The sequence below is a fragment of the Streptomyces sp. HUAS MG56 genome (genome assembly GCF_058673395.1).
Genome location: NZ_CM178722.1, coordinates 5,994,429 through 6,015,528 on the forward strand (window position 1 = coordinate 5,994,429; position 21,100 = coordinate 6,015,528).

At 68.8% G+C, this 21,100-nt stretch carries 17 protein-coding genes, 2 rRNA genes and 1 pseudogene; 17 read left to right on the forward strand and 3 right to left on the reverse strand.

Annotated elements, in window-relative coordinates; translation table 11 throughout:
- The first annotated feature begins 287 nt into the window (after positions 1 to 287).
- The 12 genes and pseudogenes from AC4OXY_RS28350 to AC4OXY_RS28405 all read left to right on the forward strand — a co-directional run.
- Positions 288 to 3,406: ribosomal RNA gene (locus AC4OXY_RS28350) — 23S ribosomal RNA — on the forward strand.
- An 82-nt stretch (positions 3,407 to 3,488) separates the two neighbouring features.
- A 5S ribosomal RNA gene (rrf, locus tag AC4OXY_RS28355) occupies positions 3,489 to 3,605 on the forward strand.
- 60 nt (positions 3,606 to 3,665) lie between these two features.
- Complete coding sequence (locus tag AC4OXY_RS28360; protein WP_491991299.1) at positions 3,666 to 4,310, forward strand: HAD family hydrolase; 645 nt, start codon at positions 3,666 to 3,668, stop codon at positions 4,308 to 4,310.
- Positions 4,311 to 4,403: 93 nt separating this feature from the next.
- Positions 4,404 to 5,111 (forward strand): VC0807 family protein, encoded by a 708-nt coding sequence (locus AC4OXY_RS28365; protein ID WP_491991300.1) that lies wholly within the window; start codon positions 4,404 to 4,406, stop codon positions 5,109 to 5,111.
- A gap of 80 nt (positions 5,112 to 5,191) precedes the next feature.
- On the forward strand, positions 5,192 to 6,424 hold the full coding sequence (locus tag AC4OXY_RS28370; protein WP_362823370.1) for an MFS transporter: 1,233 nt from the start codon (positions 5,192 to 5,194) through the stop codon (positions 6,422 to 6,424).
- Positions 6,375 to 7,547, forward strand: coding sequence for an acetoin utilization protein AcuC (locus AC4OXY_RS28375; RefSeq protein ID WP_356035896.1), 1,173 nt, complete (start codon positions 6,375 to 6,377; stop codon positions 7,545 to 7,547). Before AC4OXY_RS28370 ends, AC4OXY_RS28375 begins: the two co-directional genes overlap by 50 nt.
- 74 nt (positions 7,548 to 7,621) lie before the next feature.
- Positions 7,622 to 8,437 carry a phosphatase gene (locus AC4OXY_RS28380; RefSeq protein WP_356035898.1) on the forward strand — a complete coding sequence of 272 codons (816 nt, stop codon included), beginning with the start codon at positions 7,622 to 7,624 and terminating at the stop codon, positions 8,435 to 8,437.
- A gap of 129 nt (positions 8,438 to 8,566) precedes the next feature.
- Positions 8,567 to 8,776, forward strand: coding sequence for a helix-turn-helix domain-containing protein (locus AC4OXY_RS28385; protein WP_177235464.1), 210 nt, complete (start codon positions 8,567 to 8,569; stop codon positions 8,774 to 8,776).
- A 133-nt stretch (positions 8,777 to 8,909) separates the two neighbouring features.
- Entirely contained in the window at positions 8,910 to 9,008 is a 99-nt protein-coding gene (locus tag AC4OXY_RS28390; protein ID WP_003948845.1) for a 30S ribosomal protein bS22, read from the forward strand.
- Positions 9,009 to 9,194: 186 nt separating this feature from the next.
- Positions 9,195 to 10,256 (forward strand): NAD-dependent epimerase/dehydratase family protein, encoded by a 1,062-nt coding sequence (locus AC4OXY_RS28395; RefSeq protein ID WP_356035901.1) that lies wholly within the window; start codon positions 9,195 to 9,197, stop codon positions 10,254 to 10,256.
- Between the two features lie 14 nt (positions 10,257 to 10,270).
- Complete coding sequence (locus AC4OXY_RS28400) at positions 10,271 to 11,356, forward strand: lysophospholipid acyltransferase family protein (RefSeq protein WP_362823368.1); 1,086 nt, start codon at positions 10,271 to 10,273, stop codon at positions 11,354 to 11,356.
- A gap of 125 nt (positions 11,357 to 11,481) precedes the next feature.
- Positions 11,482 to 11,733, forward strand: a pseudogene (locus AC4OXY_RS28405) (glycerol acyltransferase); the annotation flags it as partial.
- Between the two features lie 58 nt (positions 11,734 to 11,791).
- Here AC4OXY_RS28405 and AC4OXY_RS28410 read toward each other — a convergent pair.
- The 3 genes from AC4OXY_RS28410 to AC4OXY_RS28420 form a co-directional block, all read right to left on the reverse strand.
- Positions 11,792 to 13,024 (reverse strand): DUF5667 domain-containing protein, encoded by a 1,233-nt coding sequence (locus AC4OXY_RS28410; protein WP_356035906.1) that lies wholly within the window; start codon positions 13,022 to 13,024, stop codon positions 11,792 to 11,794.
- A gap of 237 nt (positions 13,025 to 13,261) precedes the next feature.
- Positions 13,262 to 14,041, reverse strand: a complete 780-nt coding sequence (locus AC4OXY_RS28415; RefSeq protein WP_376295345.1) for an ECF subfamily RNA polymerase sigma factor, BldN family — start codon at positions 14,039 to 14,041, stop codon at positions 13,262 to 13,264.
- A gap of 315 nt (positions 14,042 to 14,356) precedes the next feature.
- Positions 14,357 to 15,295: an HAD family hydrolase gene (locus AC4OXY_RS28420; protein WP_356035911.1), complete on the reverse strand. Its 939-nt coding sequence runs from the start codon at positions 15,293 to 15,295 to the stop codon at positions 14,357 to 14,359.
- Between the two features lie 105 nt (positions 15,296 to 15,400).
- On the opposite strand from AC4OXY_RS28420, the gene AC4OXY_RS28425 reads away from it, so the two are divergent.
- The 5 genes from AC4OXY_RS28425 to AC4OXY_RS28445 all read left to right on the forward strand — a co-directional run bounded on the left by AC4OXY_RS28425 (position 15,401) and on the right by AC4OXY_RS28445 (position 21,089).
- Positions 15,401 to 15,682 carry a glutaredoxin family protein gene (locus tag AC4OXY_RS28425; RefSeq protein ID WP_356035914.1) on the forward strand — a complete coding sequence of 94 codons (282 nt, stop codon included), beginning with the start codon at positions 15,401 to 15,403 and terminating at the stop codon, positions 15,680 to 15,682.
- Positions 15,683 to 15,962: 280 nt separating this feature from the next.
- A complete protein-coding gene (locus AC4OXY_RS28430) occupies positions 15,963 to 16,763 on the forward strand; it encodes a redox-sensing transcriptional repressor Rex (protein WP_356035916.1) in 801 nt (266 codons plus the stop codon).
- The gene (locus AC4OXY_RS28435) at positions 16,760 to 18,436 is read left to right on the forward strand and encodes a glutamyl-tRNA reductase (protein WP_356035919.1); all 1,677 of its coding nucleotides are present in this window, start codon (positions 16,760 to 16,762) and stop codon (positions 18,434 to 18,436) included. Before AC4OXY_RS28430 ends, AC4OXY_RS28435 begins: the two co-directional genes overlap by 4 nt.
- Positions 18,433 to 19,392 carry a hydroxymethylbilane synthase gene (gene hemC, locus AC4OXY_RS28440; protein ID WP_356035921.1) on the forward strand — a complete coding sequence of 320 codons (960 nt, stop codon included), beginning with the start codon at positions 18,433 to 18,435 and terminating at the stop codon, positions 19,390 to 19,392. Before AC4OXY_RS28435 ends, hemC begins: the two co-directional genes overlap by 4 nt.
- Positions 19,389 to 21,089 carry a bifunctional uroporphyrinogen-III C-methyltransferase/uroporphyrinogen-III synthase gene (locus tag AC4OXY_RS28445; RefSeq protein WP_491991301.1) on the forward strand — a complete coding sequence of 567 codons (1,701 nt, stop codon included), beginning with the start codon at positions 19,389 to 19,391 and terminating at the stop codon, positions 21,087 to 21,089. Before hemC ends, AC4OXY_RS28445 begins: the two co-directional genes overlap by 4 nt.
- The last annotated feature ends 11 nt before the right edge of the window (positions 21,090 to 21,100 follow it).

The following is a 21,100-nucleotide window of genomic DNA, read 5'->3' on the forward strand; positions in this document are numbered from 1 at the left end:
TGCTCGGTCAGAGGCCAGTACATCGGCGAGTGTCCGATGCTGGTTGCTCATGGGTGGAACGTTGATTATTCGGCACGGTCCAGGACGGACCAGGCGCTAGTACTGCTCTTCGGGGCGTGGAACGCTGATCTGGTCGGCTGGTCGTGCCGGGCACGCTGTTGGGTGTCTGAGGGAATGATCTGATCTTCTCCTCAGTCGCCGGCCCCAGTGCACTCGGACCTTATGGGTTCGGGGTGATGGGTGGCTGGTCGTTGTTTGAGAACTGCACAGTGGACGCGAGCATCTGTGGCCAAGTTTTTAAGGGCGCACGGTGGATGCCTTGGCACCAGGAACCGATGAAGGACGTGGGAGGCCGCGATAGTCCCCGGGGAGTCGTCAACCAGGCTTTGATCCGGGGGTTTCCGAATGGGGAAACCCGGCAGTCGTCATGGGCTGTCACCCGCTGCTGAACACATAGGCAGTGTGGAGGGAACGAGGGGAAGTGAAACATCTCAGTACCCTCAGGAAGAGAAAACAACCGTGATTCCGGGAGTAGTGGCGAGCGAAACCGGATGAGGCCAAACCTATGGCGTGTGAGACCCGGCAGGGGTTGCGTCGTGGGGGTTGTGGGATCTCTCTTTCACGGTCTGCCGGCCGTGAGACGAGTCAGAAACCGTTGATGTAGGCGAAGGACATGCGAAAGGTCCGGCGTAGAGGGTAAGACCCCCGTAGTCGAAACGTCAGCGGCTCGTTTGAGAGACACCCAAGTAGCACGGGGCCCGAGAAATCCCGTGTGAATCTGGCGGGACCACCCGCTAAGCCTAAATATTCCCTGGTGACCGATAGCGGATAGTACCGTGAGGGAATGGTGAAAAGTACCCCGGGAGGGGAGTGAAATAGTACCTGAAACCGTGTGCCTACAAGCCGTGGGAGCGTCGGAATGTGCTTGCACATTCTCGTGACTGCGTGCCTTTTGAAGAATGAGCCTGCGAGTTTGCGGTGTGTTGCGAGGTTAACCCGGGTGGGGAAGCCGTAGCGAAAGCGAGTCCGAACAGGGCGATTCAGTAGCACGCTCAAGACCCGAAGCGGAGTGATCTAGCCATGGGCAGGTTGAAGCGGAGGTAAGACTTCGTGGAGGACCGAACCCACCAGGGTTGAAAACCTGGGGGATGACCTGTGGTTAGGGGTGAAAGGCCAATCAAACTCCGTGATAGCTGGTTCTCCCCGAAATGCATTTAGGTGCAGCGTCGTGTGTTTCTTGCCGGAGGTAGAGCACTGGATAGGCGATGGGCCCTACCGGGTTACTGACCTTAGCCAAACTCCGAATGCCGGTAAGTGAGAGCGCGGCAGTGAGACTGTGGGGGATAAGCTCCATGGTCGAGAGGGAAACAGCCCAGAGCATCGACTAAGGCCCCTAAGCGTACGCTAAGTGGGAAAGGATGTGGAGTCGCACAGACAACCAGGAGGTTGGCTTAGAAGCAGCCACCCTTGAAAGAGTGCGTAATAGCTCACTGGTCTAGTGATTCCGCGCCGACAATGTAGCGGGGCTCAAGCGTACCGCCGAAGTCGTGTCATTCACACAATAGGGCCAACGCCTGTGTGGATGGGTAGGGGAGCGTCGTCTGCCGGGTGAAGCGGCACTGGAAGGTAGTCGTGGACGGTTGACGAGTGAGAATGCAGGCATGAGTAGCGATACAAACGTGAGAAACGTTTGCGCCGATTGACTAAGGGTTCCTGGGTCAAGCTGATCTGCCCAGGGTAAGTCGGGACCTAAGGCGAGGCCGACAGGCGTAGTCGATGGATAACCGGTTGATATTCCGGTACCCGCTGTGAAGCGTCAAACATCGAGCATCGTGATGCTAAGGCCGTGAAGCCGTTCCGGACCCTTCGGGGAATGGAAAGTGGTGGAGCCGCCGGACCAAGCGGTTAGTAGGTGAGTGATGGGGTGACGCAGGAAGGTAGTCCATCCCGGGCGGTGGTTGTCCCGGGGTAAGGGTGTAGCCCGAGTGGTAGGCAAATCCGCCACTCATGCAGGGTGAGACCTGATGCCGAGCCGATTGTGGTGAAGTGGATGATCCTATGCTGTCGAGAAAAGCCTCTAGCGAGTTTCATGGCGGCCCGTACCCTAAACCGACTCAGGTGGTCAGGTAGAGAATACCGAGGCGTTCGGGTGAACTATGGTTAAGGAACTCGGCAAAATGCCCCCGTAACTTCGGGAGAAGGGGGGCCACGTCTGGTGACGGCACTTGCTGCCAGAGCTGGGGGTGGCCGCAGAGACCAGCGAGAAGCGACTGTTTACTAAAAACACAGGTCCGTGCGAAGCCGTAAGGCGATGTATACGGACTGACGCCTGCCCGGTGCTGGAACGTTAAGGGGACCGGTTAGCTCCATTTCGGTGGGGCGAAGCTGAGAACTTAAGCGCCAGTAAACGGCGGTGGTAACTATAACCATCCTAAGGTAGCGAAATTCCTTGTCGGGTAAGTTCCGACCTGCACGAATGGCGTAACGACTTCTCGACTGTCTCAACCATAGGCCCGGTGAAATTGCACTACGAGTAAAGATGCTCGTTTCGCGCAGCAGGACGGAAAGACCCCGGGACCTTTACTACAGTTTGATATTGGTGTTCGGTTCGGCTTGTGTAGGATAGCTGGGAGACTTTGAAGCGGGCACGCCAGTGTTCGTGGAGTCGTCGTTGAAATACCAGTCTGGTCGTGCTGGATGTCTAACCTGGGTCCGTGATCCGGATCAGGGACAGTGTCTGATGGGTAGTTTAACTGGGGCGGTTGCCTCCTAAAGAGTAACGGAGGCGCCCAAAGGTTCCCTCAGCCTGGTTGGCAATCAGGTGTTGAGTGTAAGTGCACAAGGGAGCTTGACTGTGAGACCGACGGGTCGAGCAGGGACGAAAGTCGGGACTAGTGATCCGGCGGTGGCTTGTGGAAGCGCCGTCGCTCAACGGATAAAAGGTACCCCGGGGATAACAGGCTGATCTTCCCCAAGAGTCCATATCGACGGGATGGTTTGGCACCTCGATGTCGGCTCGTCGCATCCTGGGGCTGGAGTCGGTCCCAAGGGTTGGGCTGTTCGCCCATTAAAGCGGTACGCGAGCTGGGTTTAGAACGTCGTGAGACAGTTCGGTCCCTATCCGCTGTGCGCGTAGGAGTCTTGAGAAGGGCTGTCCCTAGTACGAGAGGACCGGGACGGACGAACCTCTGGTGTGCCAGTTGTTCTGCCAAGGGCATGGCTGGTTGGCTACGTTCGGGAGGGATAACCGCTGAAAGCATCTAAGCGGGAAGCCTGCTTCGAGATGAGGACTCCCACCCACTTGATGGGGTAAGGCTCCCAGTAGACGACTGGGTTGATAGGCCGGATCTGGAAGCACCGTGAGGTGTGGAGGTGACCGGTACTAATAGGCCGAGGGCTTGTCCTCAGTTGCTCGCGTCCACTGTGTTGGTTCTGAAACCACGAACAGCCCCGCCGAACAGGCGGTCCGGTTGTCAGTTTCATAGTGTTTCGGTGGTCATAGCGTGAGGGAAACGCCCGGTTACATTCCGAACCCGGAAGCTAAGCCTCACAGCGCCGATGGTACTGCAGGGGGGACCCTGTGGGAGAGTAGGACGCCGCCGAACAAATTTTGGGAAAGGCCCACGCCATCAGGCGTGGGCCTTTCTGCGTTTATGCTCGACAGCATGCGCTACGACCTGATCATCTTTGACAACGACGGGGTGCTCGTCGACAGCGAGCCCATATCCAATCGCCATCTCGCGGCCTATCTGACCGAGCTGGGGCACCCGACCTCGTACGAGGACTCCATCCGGGACTACATGGGCTCGGCGATGCACCGGATTCATGAACTGGTGCTGGAGCGCACGGGGCAGCGGTTGCCGGACGACTTCGACGATGTCTTCCACGCGCGGGTGTTCGCCGCGTTCGAGCGGGAGTTGGCGCCCGTGGTCGGCGTGGCGGACGTACTGGAGAAGCTGGCCACGGACGGGGTGCCGTACTGCGTGGCGTCCTCCGGGAGCCATGCGCGGATCCGGGTGGGGCATCGCACGACCGGGCTCGACCGGTGGTTCCCGGAGGAGCGGATCTTCAGCTCCGAGGACGTGGGGCGGGGCAAGCCGGCGCCCGATCTCTTCCTGCACGCGGCACGGCGGCTGGGAGTGGCCCCCGAGCGGTGCGTGGTCGTCGAGGACTCCCCGCTCGGCGTGCGGGCCGCCGTGGCGGCCGGGATGGACGTCTGCGGGTTCACCGCGATGACGCCGGCGGCGAAGCTGAGCGGTGCCGATCAACTCTTCGGCGCCATGGGCGAGTTGCTTGACCTGCTGATATGACCTGAGCCATCGGTCGGAGCCTGACAATTGTCATGCGGACCTCCGGACGATCGCTTCTACTGACGGACCCCCTGCGGCGGCGAAGCTGAGGGCATGACGAAGAACACGGGGATCCAGAACTTCCGGCCGCTCCTCCTGGACGTGGCCCTGCCGCTCGGCTCGTACTACCTGTTCAAGGACGCCTTCGGGCTGAGCACCTTCGCCTCCCTCGCCTGGAGCAGCGTGGCGCCGGCGGTGCGGACCGTGTGGGGCCTGGTGAAGGAGCGGAGGACCAACGCTCTGGCCGGTCTCATCCTGGTCGTCAACGTCGTCTCGCTGCTGCTCAGCTTCGTCTCCGGTGACCCGCGGCTGATGCTCGCCAAGGACAGCGGGGTCAGCAGTGTCATCGCCTTCGGGATCCTGGCCTCGGTCTGGTTCGGCAAGCCGATGATGACCGCCGGGATGAAGCCCTTCCTGGTGAAGGGGGACGCGGAGAAGGAGGCTGCCTGGCAGCGGCTGGTCTCCGGGGAGTCTGTTCGGTCGACGGCCTTCCGGGGCAAGGAGAAGGCCTTCTCGGTCGTCTGGGGGCTGGTGCTGCTCGCCGAGTGTTCCGCCCGGGTCGTGGGTGCGTACACCATTCCCGTGGACACGATGGTGTGGCTCGGCACCGTCTTCCTGGTCGGCGCGATGGTGATCGGGTTCGTGGTCAGTGGTGGGCTGGCCGCCGGGCCGATGGAGAAGATGCTCGCCGCCGAGGTGGAGGACGGCAAGGCCACCCAGCAGAAGCAGCCGGAGCGGTCGGGACTGGCCGTCGCCGCCTGAGACCCGCCCGGTCAAGCTGAGGGAAATTCATCTTTGGCTGGATCTACCCACAGGTAGCCCGGGGCCCTACGCTCGCCGCCATGACTGATGTGCTGCGGCGCGGTAGGGCCTCGCTGGCGTTCAGCTTCTTCGCGCAGGGCGCCACCTTCGCGCTGCTCGTGACGCGGATCCCGGCCATCCAGGACCGGTACGGCGTCTCCGACGCGCTGCTGCCGGTCTTCCTGGCCGCCGTACCGATCCTGGCCGGGGTGGGCAGTGTGACCACCGAGCAGCTGGTGAAGCGCGTACGGCCGAGTCGGCTGCTGCGGTACTCCCAGCCGGTGGTGCTGCTGGCGCTGCTCGGGGCCGGAGCCGGCGGGCAGCTCGCCGAACTGGCGGTGGCACTGGGCGTGTTCGGGCTCACGGTGGGGGCGCTGGACGCCTCGATGAACATGCTCGGGGTGAGCCTTCAGCGGTCGTACGGGCGCAGCATCATGCTCAGTTTCCATGCCGCGTACAGCCTGGGCGGGATCCTCGGGGCCTCGCTGGCCTGGGTCGGGGCACACTGGCATCTCGCGCTGTGGGTGTCGTATCTGCCGGTGGTGGCGGTGCTGCTGCCGGCGACGCTGGTGGGCAGCCGGTGGTACGCCGACGGGGAGCCGGCGGCCGTGGGGGAGGGCCAGGAGCGGGGGCAGGGCGCGGGGGTGGTGTTCAAGCTGCTGCTGCCGCTGTGTCTGGTGATGACCTTCGCCTACATCGGGGACTCGACCGTCTCCAACTGGAGCGCGAAGTATCTGAAGGACGTGCTGGGCAGCAGCGAGCAGCTGGCGACGGTGCCGTACAACGTGTACATGGTGACCACGCTGGTGGGGCGGGCGCTCGGGGACTTCGGGGTGCGGCGGTTCGGGGCCGTGGCGGTCGTACGGCTCGGGACGCTGGTGGCGGCCGGCGGGTTCGCGGTGGTGGCGTCGGCGCCCGGGGCGTGGGTCGGGATGCTCGGGTTCATGATGGTGGGGCTGGGGTTGTGCGTGCTGGTGCCGCAGACGTTCGCGGCGGCCGGCAGGCACGCTTTCGAGGAACACGGCCCGGGGGCTTCGGACGCGGCCGTCGCGCGGCTGAACATCTTCAATTACGTGGGCTTTCTGGTCGGTTCGCCGTTGGTGGGGGCCTTGGGCGATGCGTGGAGTTACCGCGGGGCGATGCTTGTGCCGATGGTGTTGGTGCTGGTGACGCTGGGGTACGCCAGGTCGTTCGCCGCTCAACCGGACCGATACGGTGGCGGGCATGAGCGGCCGCGCACAGCTGATGTGGGACGAGGCAGTAACGGGCTATGACTTCGGCCCGGACCATCCGATGGATCCGGTCCGGCTGGCACTGACCCGGAAACTGGTGGGTGCCTTCGGGCTCGACCGGGAGCTGGAGGTCGTCGCGGCGAAGCCGGCCGGGGAGTCGACGCTGATGCTGGTGCACCGCGAGGACTACATCGAGGCGGTGAAGGCCGCGTCGGCGGATCCGGCGGGGGCGTGCGGGCAGTACGGGCTGGGTACGGTCGACGATCCCGCGTTCGCCGGGATGCACGAGGTGTCCGCGCTGATCGCGGGGCAGTCGGTGGCGGCGGCGGAGGCGGTGTGGCGGGGGGACGTCGAGCACGCGGTGAACTTCGCGGGCGGGCTGCACCATGCGATGCCCGGGGGTGCGTCGGGGTTCTGCATCTACAACGACGCGGCGCTGGCCATCGCCCGGCTGCTGGAGCTGGGGGCCGAGCGGGTCGCCTATGTGGATGTGGACGTGCACCACGGGGACGGGGTGCAGGCCGCGTTCTGGGAGGATCCGCGGGTGCTGACGATCTCGCTGCACGAGCATCCCCGCACGCTGTTCCCGCAGACCGGGTGGCCGGAGGAGGTCGGGGCGGGGGCCGGGGAGGGGGCCGCGGTGAACGTGGGGCTGCCGGCGGGGACCGGGGACGCGGGGTGGCTGCGGGCGTTTCACGCGGTGGTGCCGGAGCTGATCGCCGACTTCCGGCCGCAGGTGCTGGTGACGCAGCACGGGGCCGACACGCACTTCGAGGATCCGCTGGCCCATCTCGCCGTGTCGCTGGACGCGCAGCGGGCGGTGCAGGTGGCCTGTCATGAGCTGGCGCACGAGTACGCCGACGGGAAGTGGGTCGCGCTCGGCGGGGGCGGGTACGCGGTGGTGGAGGTCGTGCCGCGGTCCTGGACGCATCTGGTGGCAGTGGCCGCGGGCAGGCCGGTGGCGCCGGAGACGGTGATCCCGGAGGGGTGGCGCCAGGAGGTGTTCGCCCGGACCCGGCAGTTGGGGCCGCAGCGGATGACCGACGGGCGGTGGCCGGTGAGTTGGGCGTCGTGGGACGCGGGTTACGACCCCGCCGACCGGCTCGACCAGGCGGTCCTGGCGACCCGGCGGGCGGCGTTCCCCCTGCGAGGTCTGCTGCCGTAGGGGGTTACGCCAACTGTGCGGAATTCCACCCATTCCTGACGCATCCTCATCCGTGATGCGCGAGCATCTCAGCCGTGGTGACCGCCGAGGCTCTGTGTGCGCATCTGGTGGCCGTGCGGCTGGCCGGGGAGGTGGGGACCTCCCGGGAGGTCAGCCTGCGGAGTTATCGGTTGTTCGCCGCCCGGGATCCGCGCGTGTTGATCGGGATCGATCCCGAAGGGGCGTGGCAGCAGCCGGAACTGCTCGCGTTGATGGCGGAGAAGTGTGGCGTTTCGGCCGATCCGCGGCACACGTCCGGCCCGGATGTGATCGATCCGGGGCGCACGGTGGCCGCGCTGGATGCCTTCGCCGAGCGCATCGGGGAGGCGGCCGGGCGCCGGGCTCCCGTGCTGTTCGGGACCGGGCATCCGCACCGCCTGCTCGGGTTCTACGCCGGCTTGGCGGACGCGCTCTCGGCGGCGGGGTGTGAGGTGCTCACCCCCGCGCAGGGTCACTGTGTCGACATATTGACCCGGTTCGGTCTACGTACCCATTACCTCGACTACGTACGAGGGGTTGCCTTGGTGCGGGAACCAGGAGCCGAGCGCCCCGGTTGTGAGCCGGGTGTCCACAGTCATTCTCCGCTGCCGGTTCGGGTCGTCCTGGAGGCCGCCGCGGCCGCCGGCGGACCGCTGCCCGCGCTTGTCGTCGGAGACCACGGCTGGGTCTGCGGTGCAGGTCAGCTGGGGTTCGAGGCCATCGGGCTCGGCGATGTCGACGATCCCGCGCTGTTCGTGGGAGAGGTCGAGGGGGCGCTGACCGTCGCCGTTCCGGTTGATGACGGCGTGCGGTCCGCGTACTACCGCCCGCTTACCCGCTACGTACTCAAACGAGCGTGTCTGTCACAGTAGGCCAGCGATGGGTGCACCTCTTCCCCACTCGCATCACCCGCCCCTACATTGGGGAGTGAGCACGCAGCGACGAAGAGTCACCGGAAGGGGAAGCCGGTGGCCGTCGAGTGCGGAAGGTTCAGGTGTGTCATGGCAGCTGGCGAGAGGCCTCTGAACGAGGTCGTGTTCCTGACCGTGGCGGAAGTCGCCGCGGTGATGCGAGTGTCGAAGATGACCGTGTACCGGCTGGTGCACAGCGGTCATCTGCCCGCGATCCGGGTGGGGCGGTCCTTCCGCGTCCCGGAGCAAGCGGTACACGAGTACCTTCGCGACAGCTATGTGGGGGTGGAAACAGCCTGACGACGCCTCCGGAAAGATCCGGAGGACCCTCGATTACGACCTCAGCGCTCGGTTGGGTAGGCTAGCCCCTCGTAGGTCGTGTGGGCCCATGGCGCCCAAACAACCGAGTGATGAGAAGTGAGCGAGGGTAGTCGTGGGCTCTGTTATCAAGAAGCGGCGCAAGCGGATGGCCAAGAAGAAGCACCGCAAGCTGCTCAAGCGCACGCGCGTTCAGCGTCGCAACAAGAAGTAAGCGGCGCGCGAGAAGCGTGTCCCTGTGGCCCCCCACCATTGGTGGGGGGCCACAGGCATGTCCGGGCCGCCCACTGCGGTTCCGGCCGGTGAAATTCCGTCACCTCGTGCATCGGGGGGTCATCACAGCGCAACGTCGACCCGCTAAGTTGGCCGCACGCACACCGTACGAGGGAAGGCGCTGATCTTGGGGAAGGTCGTGCTCGTCACCGGAGCGGCCCGCCAGCTGGGCGGCCGGTTCGTGCGGCGGATCCAGCGGGATCCGGAGGTCGACCGGGTGATCGCCGTGGACGCCGTGCCCCCGGTGCACCATCTGGGCGGGGCCGACTTCATCCAGGCCGACATCCGGCTGCCGACGATAGCCCGCGTGCTCGCCGAGACCGGCGCGGACACGGTCGTCCACCTCGATGTGACGGGCACGGCGCTGGGCGCCGGCAGCCGGGCCATGGTCAAGGAGACCAACGTCATCGGCACCATGCAGCTGCTCGGCGCCTGCCAGAAGTCGCCGGCCGTCAAGCGGCTGGTGGTGAAGTCCAGTACGAACGTCTACGGCTCCGCGCCGCGCGACCCGGCCGTGTTCACCGAGACGACCTCGGCGAAGTCGCTGCCGAGCGGCGGGTTCGCGAAGGACACCGTCGAGGTCGAGGGGTACGTGCGCGGGTTCGCCCGGCGGCGCCCGGACGTCGCGGTGTGCGTGCTGCGGTTCGCCAACATCCTCGGACCGGCCGCGGACACCCCGCTCGCCTCGTACTTCGCGCTGCCCGTCCTGCCGACCGTGTTCGGCTACGACCCGCGGCTCCAGTTCGTGCACGAGGACGACGTCGTCGAGGTGCTCCGGATCGCCTCGCACGAGCCGCGCCGGGGCACGCTCAACAGCGGCACGTTCAACATCGCCGGGGACGGTGTGCTGCTGCTCTCGCAGTGCTCGCGGCGGCTCGGGCGGCCGACCGTGCCCTTGCTGCTGCCCGCGGTCACCTGGGCGGGTTCGCTGGTGCGTACGCTCGGTATGACGGACTTCTCACCGGAGCAGATCCGGCTGCTCACGCACGGGCGGGTGGTGGCCACCGGCCAGATGCGCGAGACGCTCGGCTTCACGCCCCGGTACACGACGGCGGAGACGTTCGCGGACTTCGTACGCGGCCAGGGCCCCGGGCTGCTGCCGCCGGAGGCCCTCGCCGGGGCCGTCGACCGCATCGCCGCGCTGGCCGCCAAGGGCAGCGGTCACCTCCCCACGCACGGCGCCAACTGAGGAGCGCAGGAACGATGGCGGACGCCAAGGTCATTCCGTTCGACGACGACCGGTCCCGTGGGGGCGCCGCGGCGCGCCCGGCGCGGCGCCGGGGTGTGGGCAGGCCGCGCGGCGGGTCGGACGATCCCGGGGGGCTGGGCGAGGTCCAGCCGCTGCCGGGGCGGGCCCGGGTGCGGGAGGATGGGATCGTGAGCCGCGCGCAGGAGCCGGGGGAGACGGAGGAGCCGCGGGATCCGCGGCCCGGTGCCGGAGGGCAGGGCGCGGGTCTGGAGCGGCGTGTCGCGGCGGGGCTGGCGTTTCTGCGGCGCCGGCTGACCGGGGACTACGACGTCGACGACTTCGGCTACGACGAGGAGCTGACCGACCAGGTCCTGATGTCGCTGCTGCGGCCGGTGTACGAGAAGTACTTCCGGGTCGAGGTGAAGGGCATCGAGAACATCCCGGCCAAGGGCGGGGCGCTGATCGTCGCCAACCACTCCGGGACGCTGCCGCTGGACGGGCTGATGATGCAGGTCGCCGTGCACGACCAGCACCCCGCCGACCGCCATCTGCGGCTGCTCGCGGCCGATCTGGTCTTCGTGCTGCCGGTGGTGAACGAACTCGCCCGCAAGCTGGGTCACACCCTCGCGTGTGCGGAGGACGCCGAACGGCTGCTGGCGCAGGGGGAGCTGGTCGGGGTGATGCCGGAGGGGTTCAAGGGGATCGGGAAACCCTTCGGCGAGCGGTACAAGCTCCAGCGGTTCGGCCGGGGCGGTTTCGTCTCCACGGCGCTGCGCCAGGGGGCGCCGATCATTCCCTGCTCGATCGTCGGGGCGGAGGAGATCTACCCGATGATCGGCAACGCGAAGACGCTGGCGCGGTTGCTGGGCTTTCCGTACTTCCCGTTGACGCCGACGTTTCCATGGCTGGGTCCGCTGGGGGCGGTGCCGTTGCCGACGAAGTGGACGATCCAGTTCGGTGAGCCGATCCCGACGGACGGCTATCCGCCGGAGGCGGCGGAGGACCCGATGCTGATGTTCAACCTGACCGACCAGGTGCGTGAGCAGATCCAGCACACGCTGTACAAGCTGCTCGTGCAGCGGCGGTCGGTGTTCTTCTGACGCGAGGTGGTTGTGGAGCCGGCTGTTCGGGAGCGCTCGATCCCGGAGGCCGGGAGTCGGCGGACGGAGTCCGGCGCAGCCGTCCGAAGCCCGCGAAGCGGTGCGAGGGCGGCAATGTGAATGGGTCGCTGGCGCGGTTGCTGGGCTTTCCGTAATTCCCGTTGACGCCGACGTTTCCGTGGCTGGGTCCGCTGGGGGCGGTGCCGTTGCCGACGAAGTGGACGATCCAGTTCGGTGAGCCGATCCCGACGGACGGCTATCCGCCGGAGGCGGCGGAGGACCCGATGCTGATGTTCAACCTGACCGACCAGGTGCGTGAGCAGATCCAGCACACGCTGTACAAGCTGCTCGTGCAGCGGCGGTCGGTGTTCTTTTGAGTGTCTGCGCGACAGCGGGGCGCCCGCTCGGGTGGGTGCCCCGCTGCCGTGACTCTCGCTAGTTGGTGTTGTTCTCGCCCTCGATGCCCAGGCCCGGGAGGAGGCCGGGGAGCAGCGGGGGGAGGGTGACGTCCGGGGCTGTCGGGGTCGTGGGTTTGGTGGTGGGCGAGGTGCTGGTGCCGTTGCCCGTCTTCGGAGGGCCGAGCAGGCCGCCGGTGTTGCCGCCGAGCAGGCCCTCGCCGTTGTCGCCGGTGAGCGAGCCGCTCGGGTCGTCCGTGCGGGCGTGCTTGCCGGTGGCGGGGGTCGAGCCGGAGGAGCTGGGCGAGGTGGCGCCGCGGTGGGCGCCCGAGCCCGTCGAGGCCGAGCCGGAGCCCTGGCGCGTGCCGGTGCCGGGGTGGGCCCCGGGCTTCGGGAGACGGGCCTCCAGCGGCGCGACCTCTTGGTCTATGGCGGCGAACACCGACGTCACCTGCTCTTTGACGTCCCCGAGCTGCACCGGCAGCTTGCCGCTCAGCGCGCTCCAGGCCTCGCGGTGGGACCGGGCGAAGGTCGACAGGGCCTGGATGGGGCCCAGGGAGTCCGGGTCGGCCTCGTACGCCTCGTGGAGCAGGCGGTGGCCTTCGGTGACGTCGCGCTGCATGCCGGAGAGCGTGCGGCGGATCTCACCGAGGGACTCGTGGTCGAGGTGTCCGCCGCGGCCTCGCTCCAGCAGCCGCCGGGCCTCGCTGAGCCGGGTGGAGGCCTGGTCGAGGTAGGTCTGGCCGCGCTGGTCGTCGCCGTCGGACAGGTAGTTGAGCTTGAACTCCTCGATGCCGCGTTTGAGGCCGTACAGGGAGTCACCGGGCAGGGCGTCCGAGCTGGCCGCGGCGACTCCGCCGAAGGCTCCCGCGGCCACGCCGACGCTGAGCCCGCCCGCGGCGAGCCCCTTGGTCAGCCGGCTGCGTGGGCGGAGTTTGCTCAGCGGGCTCGCCCGGTGTGCGCCCCTGGAGTGGGAAGAACGCTGTTCGGGTACCAACGCATCCGCCGCTCCGGTTCCCTCCTGGAGCATGGCCTCCATCGCGGCCACCAGCTGGGCGCGCTGGACGACCTTGACCTCGGGGTCGAGCTGTGGCTTGGGCAGTGCGCCGAGGCCCGAGGCGAGGGCGAGCAGCTCGCCCTGCCCGGACTCCTCGGTGGCCGGCGGTCCGCCCGCCGGTGCTGGCTGCTCGGCCGCCGTGTCCCGGTCGGACTGCTCATCCAGGGCCTGGGCGAAGGCGTTCGCCCGCCGGTGCGCCGATACGTTCGCGATCACTGGCGGCACCTCCTCTCGTCATCACGGTCGACTCCCCAGGGGGTCCTGAGGGTTGCACGCCCGTGACCGATCCACACGATCGAGTGATCAGGGTCGGCCAGGACGTGACCACAGGGAGCCTGTATCCCGCACAACGACTGGCGCGGCACTTGGGTTACGGACGGCGGATGGGCGGATCGGAAAGACAACGGGCTTTCACGCAACGTGAGTTGGCGGTCGCCCGCAGTCGCGATCGGTTCAGCGTGCGTCGTCCGGCAGGAGCCGGGCGAGGGTGCGGACGGCGCGGTACTGGAGGGTCTTGATGGCGCCCTCGTTCTTGCCCATGACGCGGGCGGTCTCGGCGACCGAGAGGCCCTGGAGGAAGCGGAGCGTCACGCACTCCTGCTGCTGGGGGTTGAGTCGGCGCACGGCGTCGAGCAGCGCGGCGTTCGACAGCGACTCCAGGACGGAGTCCTCCGGGGAGCGCTCGACCTCGTTGGCGTCGAGCATCTCGCCGGTGGTGACCTCCAGGCGGAAGCGGCTGGACTTGAAGTGGTCGGCGACGAGGTTCCGGGCGATCGTCACCAGCCAGGCGCCGAAGTCGCGGCCCTGCCAGGTGAACGTGCCGATCCTGCGGAGCGCCCGCAGAAAGGTCTCGCTCGTGAGGTCCTCGGCCGTCGCGCGGCCGCCGACGCGGTAGTAGATGTACCGGTACACCGTGTCGCTGTACTGGTCGTAGAGCCGGCCGAAGGCCTCGGCCTCGCCGGCCTGGGCGCGCTCGACCAGGTCCATCATCCGGGCGCTGTCGCTGTCGGCGGCCGGTCGGCGGGCGGTGGCCGCGCCCGTGGCGCGGCCTCGTCTGCCCACGGTGGCGCTGCCGTCGGCCAGTGCGTAGCACGGGCCGACGGGCATGGCGGCGGCGAAGGCGGGGACGGCGTACGCGGTGGGGACGAGGCCGCGCAGCGTCTCTTTGACCGTTGCGAGTGTTGCGCGCAGCGTAGCCAGGCCCGAGGCGTCAACCCCGACGTGTGGGTACACGGGACTCCCAGAGGCAGAGCTTCCATCACGTGCAGTGCGGGACCGTTCACCCGTCGTAGCGACGGAGAGGTACCGGTTTGCGTCTGAGGAGAATAACGCTTCGTGCAGGCACTGCTACACCGAGTTGCTCAAATCATCGATTGCGTCGCTTCTGTTACCGATTGACGTCCTATCAAGTGCCGTAGCTTGATCGGTTGTTGATCGAAAACAGGCCTGTTTCGGTGAGGTACAGGGCGTGTTGAAATGGCCGCGGCATAATTCGGGCGCGCGCGGCCAGTGGGTGTCGTGCTGGGGTTCGGAGTGCGGGGGCGGTGCCTATCGGCGCCGTCGGCTGATCGCGATGGCGGCCGCCGTGCCGCCGGCGACGGCGCCGACGCCGGCCGCCGCGGGGATGCCCACCTTCGCCGCCTTGCGCCCGGTGCGGTAGTCGCGCAGGCGCCAGTCCTTCTCCCGGGCGTGCCTGCGGAGCTTGGCGTCCGGGTTGATGGCGTAGGGGTGGCCGACCAGGGAGAGCATCGGGATGTCGTTGTGGCTGTCGCTGTACGCGGCGCAGCGGGCCAGGTCCAGGCCCTCCGCGGCGGCCAGCGCGCGGACCGCCTCCGCCTTCGCCGGGCCGTGCAGCGGCTCGCCGACCAGCTTGCCGGTGTAGACGCCGTCGACCGACTCCGCGACGGTGCCGAGCGCGCCGGTGAGGCCGAGGCGGCGGGCGATCACCTGGGCGATCTCCACCGGGGCCGCCGTGACCAGCCACACCTTCTGGCCCGCGTCCAGGTGGGCCTGGGCGAGCGCGCGGGTGCCGGGCCAGATGCGGTCGGCCATGTACTCGTCGTAGATCTCCTCGCCGATCGACTCCAGCTCGGCGACCCGGTGGCCCTTGACGATCGACAGCGCCGAGTCGCGGGCGTCCTGCATGTGCTCGGGGTCCTCGACGCCGGCCAGCCGGAACCACGCCTGCTGCCAGGCGAACCGGGCGAGGTCGCGGGTCTCGAAGAACTTCCGCTTGTACAGGCCGCGGCCGAAGTGGAACAGCGCGGCGCCCTGCATCACGGTGTTGTCGAGGTCGAAGAACGCGGCTGCCCTGGTGTCGCCGATGACGGGGAACTCCGGTTCCTCCGGTGCGCCCGGTGGAGCCTCCTGGGCTGTCTGCGCCTCCTGCGAGGACTTGCGGGCGGCCTCTGCCGAGGCCTCGCCTGCCAACACGCTCCGCGCCGTGGCGGAGCGCCTACGGGGAGTGAGCCATCCGAGAGCGGCCATGTCGTGAGCATAGCCAGTTTGTTCGGTGCTTCCGGAGTCGAGAGGTTGGAAGGGTGTGAACTCTCCGCTACCGGGCCGTTAAGGGGGCGGGGAAGGGGCGGGAGAATGGCCGGCATGAGTCCTCTCTTCCGACGCAAGGCCGCCCCGCACGAGCGGCTGATCACTCTCGTCCGCAAGCCGGGCTGCCATCTGTGCGACGACGCGCAGCAGGTGGTCGAGAAGGTGGCCGGCGATCTGGGGGTGCCCTTCGAGCTGAAGGACATCACCCACGACAAGGCGCTGCACGACCAGTACTGGGAGCAGATTCCCGTCGTACTCGTCGACGGTGAACAGCACACCTTCTGGCGCGTGAACGAGGAGCGGCTGCGCCGGGCACTGACCGACTAGTCCAAACCGGCCCGAAAGTCGCTTAGGATCGACGGCGGTTTGGTCTCGGGGGCGGGATTTGTGAGGAGAGTGTGCGATTTTGCCCCCAATACCGAAGGAACGCGCGCGGGTGTGCGCCGGTTCCCGTCGAGGGCGCTCCGGTTGCGTGACCCCGGTCACTTCTGCCGGGCAAATCGGACACCATCTTTGTGCACGCGTTCACAAAGACATAGCCTGCATTCGACGGGGCGGTCTGGGGACGTATGACCGCCTACAGCCCCGCTCTACCCGCAGGAGCACCGTGGCAACTGGCCGAACACACCGACCGGCGACCCGTAGCCGAGGGATTCCCGAGGCCACCGTCGCCAGGCTTCCGCTGTACCTCCGCGCGCTGACCGCGCTGTCGGAGCGCTCGGTACCCACGGTCTCCTCCGAGGAGCTGGCGGCCGCCGCGGGGGTCAACTCCGCCAAGCTGCGCAAGGACTTCTCGTACCTGGGCTCCTACGGAACGCGCGGTGTCGGCTACGACGTGGAGTATCTCGTCTACCAGATCTCCCGTGAACTGGGTCTGACCCAGGACTGGCCGGTTGTCATCGTCGGTATCGGTAACCTCGGCGCCGCGCTGGCCAATTACGGCGGGTTCGCCTCCCGTGGTTTCCGGGTGGCCGCGCTGATCGACGCGGATCCGGCGATGGCCGGAAAGCCCGTCGCGGGCATCCCGGTGCAGCACACGGACGACCTTGAGAAGATCATCGAGGACAACGGGGTCTCCATCGGCGTCATCGCCACCCCGGCCGGCGCCGCCCAGCAGGTCTGCGACCGGCTCGTGGCCGCCGGGGTCACCTCCATCCTGAACTTCGCGCCGACCGTGCTGTCCGTCCCGGACGGCGTCGACGTACGCAAGGTCGACCTCTCGATCGAACTCCAGATCCTCGCCTTCCACGAGCAGCGCAAGGCCGGCGAGGAGCCCGCCCTGGAGACCGCCGTGGGCGACGGCGCGCAGCCCGCCGCCACCCCCCGCGAAGCGGCATCGACCGCCGCGCCTGCCGCATCCGCAGACCAGGGACCCGACGGGGACGTACCCGCCGTGATGCCGGCATGAGCCTCCTCGTCGTCGGACTGAGCCACCGCAGCGCGCCGGTGAGCGTGCTGGAGCGGGCCGCGCTGAGCATGGACGCCCAGATCAAGCTGCTCCAGGACACGGTCGCCGCCGAACCGGCCGGCGAGGCCGCGGTGCTCGCCACCTGCAACCGCATCGAGCTGTACGCCGACGTGGACAAGTTCCACGCGGGTGTCGCCGAGCTGTCCACGCTGCTCGCCCAGCACAGCGGCGTCGGCCTGGACGAGCTGACCCCCTACCTCTACGTGCACTACGAGGACCGGGCCGTCCACCACCTGTTCTCGGTGGCCTGCGGCCTGGACTCGATGGTCGTCGGCGAGGGACAGATCCTCGGCCAGATCAAGGACTCCCTGGCCAGGGCGCAGGACCTGCACACCGCCGGCCGACTCCTGAACGACCTGTTCCAGCAGGCCCTGCGGGTCGGCAAGCGCGCCCACTCCGAGACCGGCATCGACCGCGCGGGCCAGTCCCTGGTCACCTTCGGCCTGGAGCAGCTGGCCGCCGCCGCGGACGTCCCGGCCTGGGCGCGCGGCAGGCGGGCCCTGGTCATCGGCGCCGGGTCGATGTCCTCGCTGGCCGCCGCCACGCTCGCGCGGGCCGGGGTCGCCGAGGTCGTCGTCGCCAACCGCACCTTCGAGCGCGCCGAGCGCCTCGCGCAGATACTGACCGAGGCCGACGACAACGCGGTCACCGCGCGCGCGGTCGAGATGAGCGCCGTGCCGGGCGAGCTGACACGTGCCGACGTCGTCGTCTCCTGTACCGGGGCGACGGGTCTGGTGCTCACGGCGGAAGCGGTCGCGCAGGCGGTCGAGGGCCGCACCGGGCAGCCCGCCGTCGCCGCCTCCCCGGACGTGGAGCCCGAGATCCCGCTGCCGACCGCCGGCGCCGCCGGCGACGAGAACTGCCCGCTGGACCTGGCCGCCGTACCGACCGGCTTCTCCGTCATGGGCGAGGCCGCCGTGGCCGGCATGGACGCGGCCACCCTGGAGCAGCACGCGGCCTGGGTCGCGGGAGGGACCATCGAGCGTCCCGGCCGCCGCAGCCCCGAGGCCGACGCCGAGCTGATCACCGCGCTCGCCGCGACCGCCGCCACGGTCGGCCGGATCCCCGAGCGGCGCAGGCCCGAGCCGCCGGCCGAGCGTCCGGCGCCCTTCTTCTTCCTCCTCGACCTGGCCATGCCCCGCGACATCGACGCGGCCGTGCACCGGCTGGCCGGGGTGCGGCTGGTCGACATCGAGTCGCTCGCGGAGTCCTCGGCGGACGCCCCGATGGCGGCCGACGTGGACCTGGTCCGGCGTATCGTCTCCGACGAGGTCGCGGCCTTCGGCGCGGCACAGCGGGCGGCGCACATCACGCCGACCGTGGTCGCGCTGCGCACCATGGCCGCCGACGTCGTCGCCGGTGAGATCGCGCGGCTCGACGGCCGTCTGCCCGACCTGGACGACCGCCAGCGCGGCGAGATCCGCCAGGCCGTGCACCGGGTCGTGGACAAGCTGCTGCACGCGCCGACCGTACGGGTCAAGCAGCTCGCGGCCGAGCCCGGCGGCGCCGGGTACGCGGACGCGCTGCGCACCCTGTTCGACCTCGACCCCGAGACGGTCGCCTCCGTCTCCCGGGCCGTGGACAGCACAGACACGAAGGACCGACCGGCATGACTGAGAAGGCACTGAGGCTGGGGACCAGGCGCAGCAAGCTCGCCATGGCCCAGTCCGGGCAGGTGGCGCAGGCCGTCCGCCAGGTGACCGGGCGGCCCGTGGAGCTGGTCGAGATCACCACCTACGGCGACACCTCCCGCGAGCACCTCGCGCAGATCGGCGGCACCGGCGTGTTCGTCACGGCGCTGCGCGACGCGCTGGTGCGCGGCGAGGTCGACTTCGCGGTTCACTCGCTCAAGGACCTCCCGACCGCGCAGCCGGAGGGGCTGGTCCTGGCGGCCATACCGGAGCGCGAGGACCCGCGGGACGTGATCGTCGCCCGGGACGCGCTGAAGTTCACCGACCTGCCGCGGGGCGCGCGCATCGGCACCGGTTCGCCGCGGCGCATGGCCCAGCTGAACGGGTACGCCCGCGCGCACGGCCTGGACATCGAGACGGTCCCGATCCGCGGCAACGTCGACACGCGCATCCGGTACGTCCGGGACGGCGAGCTGGACGCGGTCGTGCTGGCCGCCGCCGGACTGAACAGGATCGGCCGCAGCGACGAGGTGACCGACTTCCTGTCGGTCGACACTGTTTTGCCCGCCCCCGGCCAGGGGGCACTGGCGATCGAGTGCGCCGCGGACAACGCGTCGCTGATCGCCTCGCTCGGTGAGCTCGACGACCCGCTCACGCGGGCCGCCACCGCCGCCGAGCGGTCACTGCTCGCCGCCCTGGAGGCCGGCTGCTCCGCCCCTGTGGGCGCGCTGGCCGACCTTCTGGCCGACGGGCAGATTGTCAAGGAAATGCGCCTGCGCGGCGTCGTCGGCACGACCGACGGCACCCGCATGGTGCAGCTGTCCACCACCGGTCCCGTGCCCCAGACGGAGACCCAGGCGATCGCCCTCGGCCGCGACCTCGCGGCCGGGATGCTCGCCCAGGGCGCGGCCGGTCTGATGGGGGAGCGAGCACAGTGAGCCCCACCACCCTTCCCGCCGGCCTCGATCACGGGCACGTCACCTTCCTCGGTGCCGGACCCGGGGATCCGGGACTGCTGACTCTGCGCGCCGTGGAGGCGCTGTCGCACGCGGATGTCCTGATCGCCGAGCACGAGGTGCTCGACGTGATCCGGACGCACGCGCGGCAGGGCGTCTCCGTCGTACCGACGGACGCTTCCATGTCGCCGCCGGGCACGGGCACGCCGCAGCTCACGGTCGTTGACGGCACGTCAACATCCGCCGCTGCCCCGTCTCCTGCCCGGGATGCGGCTCATCTTGTCATGGAGGCCGCACGGTCCGGCAGGCGGGTCGTCCGTGCGGTGTCCGGGGACCCGGGACTTGATACGTACGCGGCCGAGGAAATGCTCGCCTGCGCCTCCGCCGGGGTGCCCTTCGAGGTCGTCCCGGGCGTGGCGGCCGCGGTCGGTGTGCCGGCGTACGCCGGTGTGCCGCTGCGGGACGCGCAGGGCGCGGACGTCCGGTTCGTGGACGCCCGTACGGCCTCCGACCGCTGCTGGACGGAGGTCGGTGCCTCCGACGGCACGGTCGTCGTGTCCACGACGCTGGACTCGGTGGCGGCAGCGGCGGGCGAGCTGGTGTCCGCGGGCCGCAAGCCGGACACCCCGCTGACGGTGACGGTCGCCGGTACGACGACGCGCCAGCGCACGTGGTCCGCCACCCTGGGCACGATCGCGCAGACCCTGAAGCAGGCGAAGGTCCTGCCGTCGCCGGACGGCGGCCGGCCGGTGATAGCCGTGGTCGGCGAGCGTTCCGCCGCCGCCCAGCGCGACCAGCTGTCCTGGTTCGAGTCCAAGCCGCTGTTCGGCTGGAAGGTGCTCGTGCCGCGGACGAAGGAGCAGGCGGCCTCGCTCTCCGACCAGCTGCGGTCCTACGGCGCCGTGCCGCACGAGGTCCCGACGATCGCGGTGGAGCCGCCGCGCACCCCGCAGCAGATGGAGCGGGCGGTCAAGGGCCTGGTGACGGGCCGCTACGAGTGGATCGCGTTCACGTCGGTCAACGCGGTGAAGGCCGTCCGGGAGAAGTTCGAGGAGTACGGCCTCGACGCGCGTGCCTTCGCGGGCATCAAGGTCGCGGCCGTGGGCGAGCAGACGGCGAAGGCGCTGGTCGCCTTCGGCGTGAAGCCGGACCTGGTGCCGAGCGGGGAGCAGTCGGCCGCGGGCCTGCTGGAGGACTGGCCGCCGTACGACCCGGTCTTCGACCCGATCGACCGCGTCTTCCTGCCCCGCGCGGACATCGCCACGGAGACCCTGGTCGCCGGCCTGATCGAGCTGGGCTGGGAGGTCGACGACGTCACGGCCTACCGGACCGTGCGCGCCTCGCCGCCGCCGGCGGAGACGCGGGAGGCGATCAAGGGCGGCGGCTTCGACGCCGTGCTCTTCACGTCCTCCTCGACCGTCCGCAACCTGGTGGGCATCGCGGGCAAGCCGCACAACGTGACGGTGATCGCCTGCATCGGCCCGGCGACCGCGAAGACCGCCGAGGAACACGGCCTGCGGGTCGACGTCATGGCCCCGGAGCCGTCGGTGCACAAGCTGGCCGAGGCCCTGGCCGAGTTCGGCATGAAGCGGCGCGCGGCCGCGGTGGAGGCCGGCGACCCGGTGACCCGGCCGAGCGAGCGCCGGCCGGGGGCACGGCGGCGGCGGTCCACGACCTGACGAAGTACGGC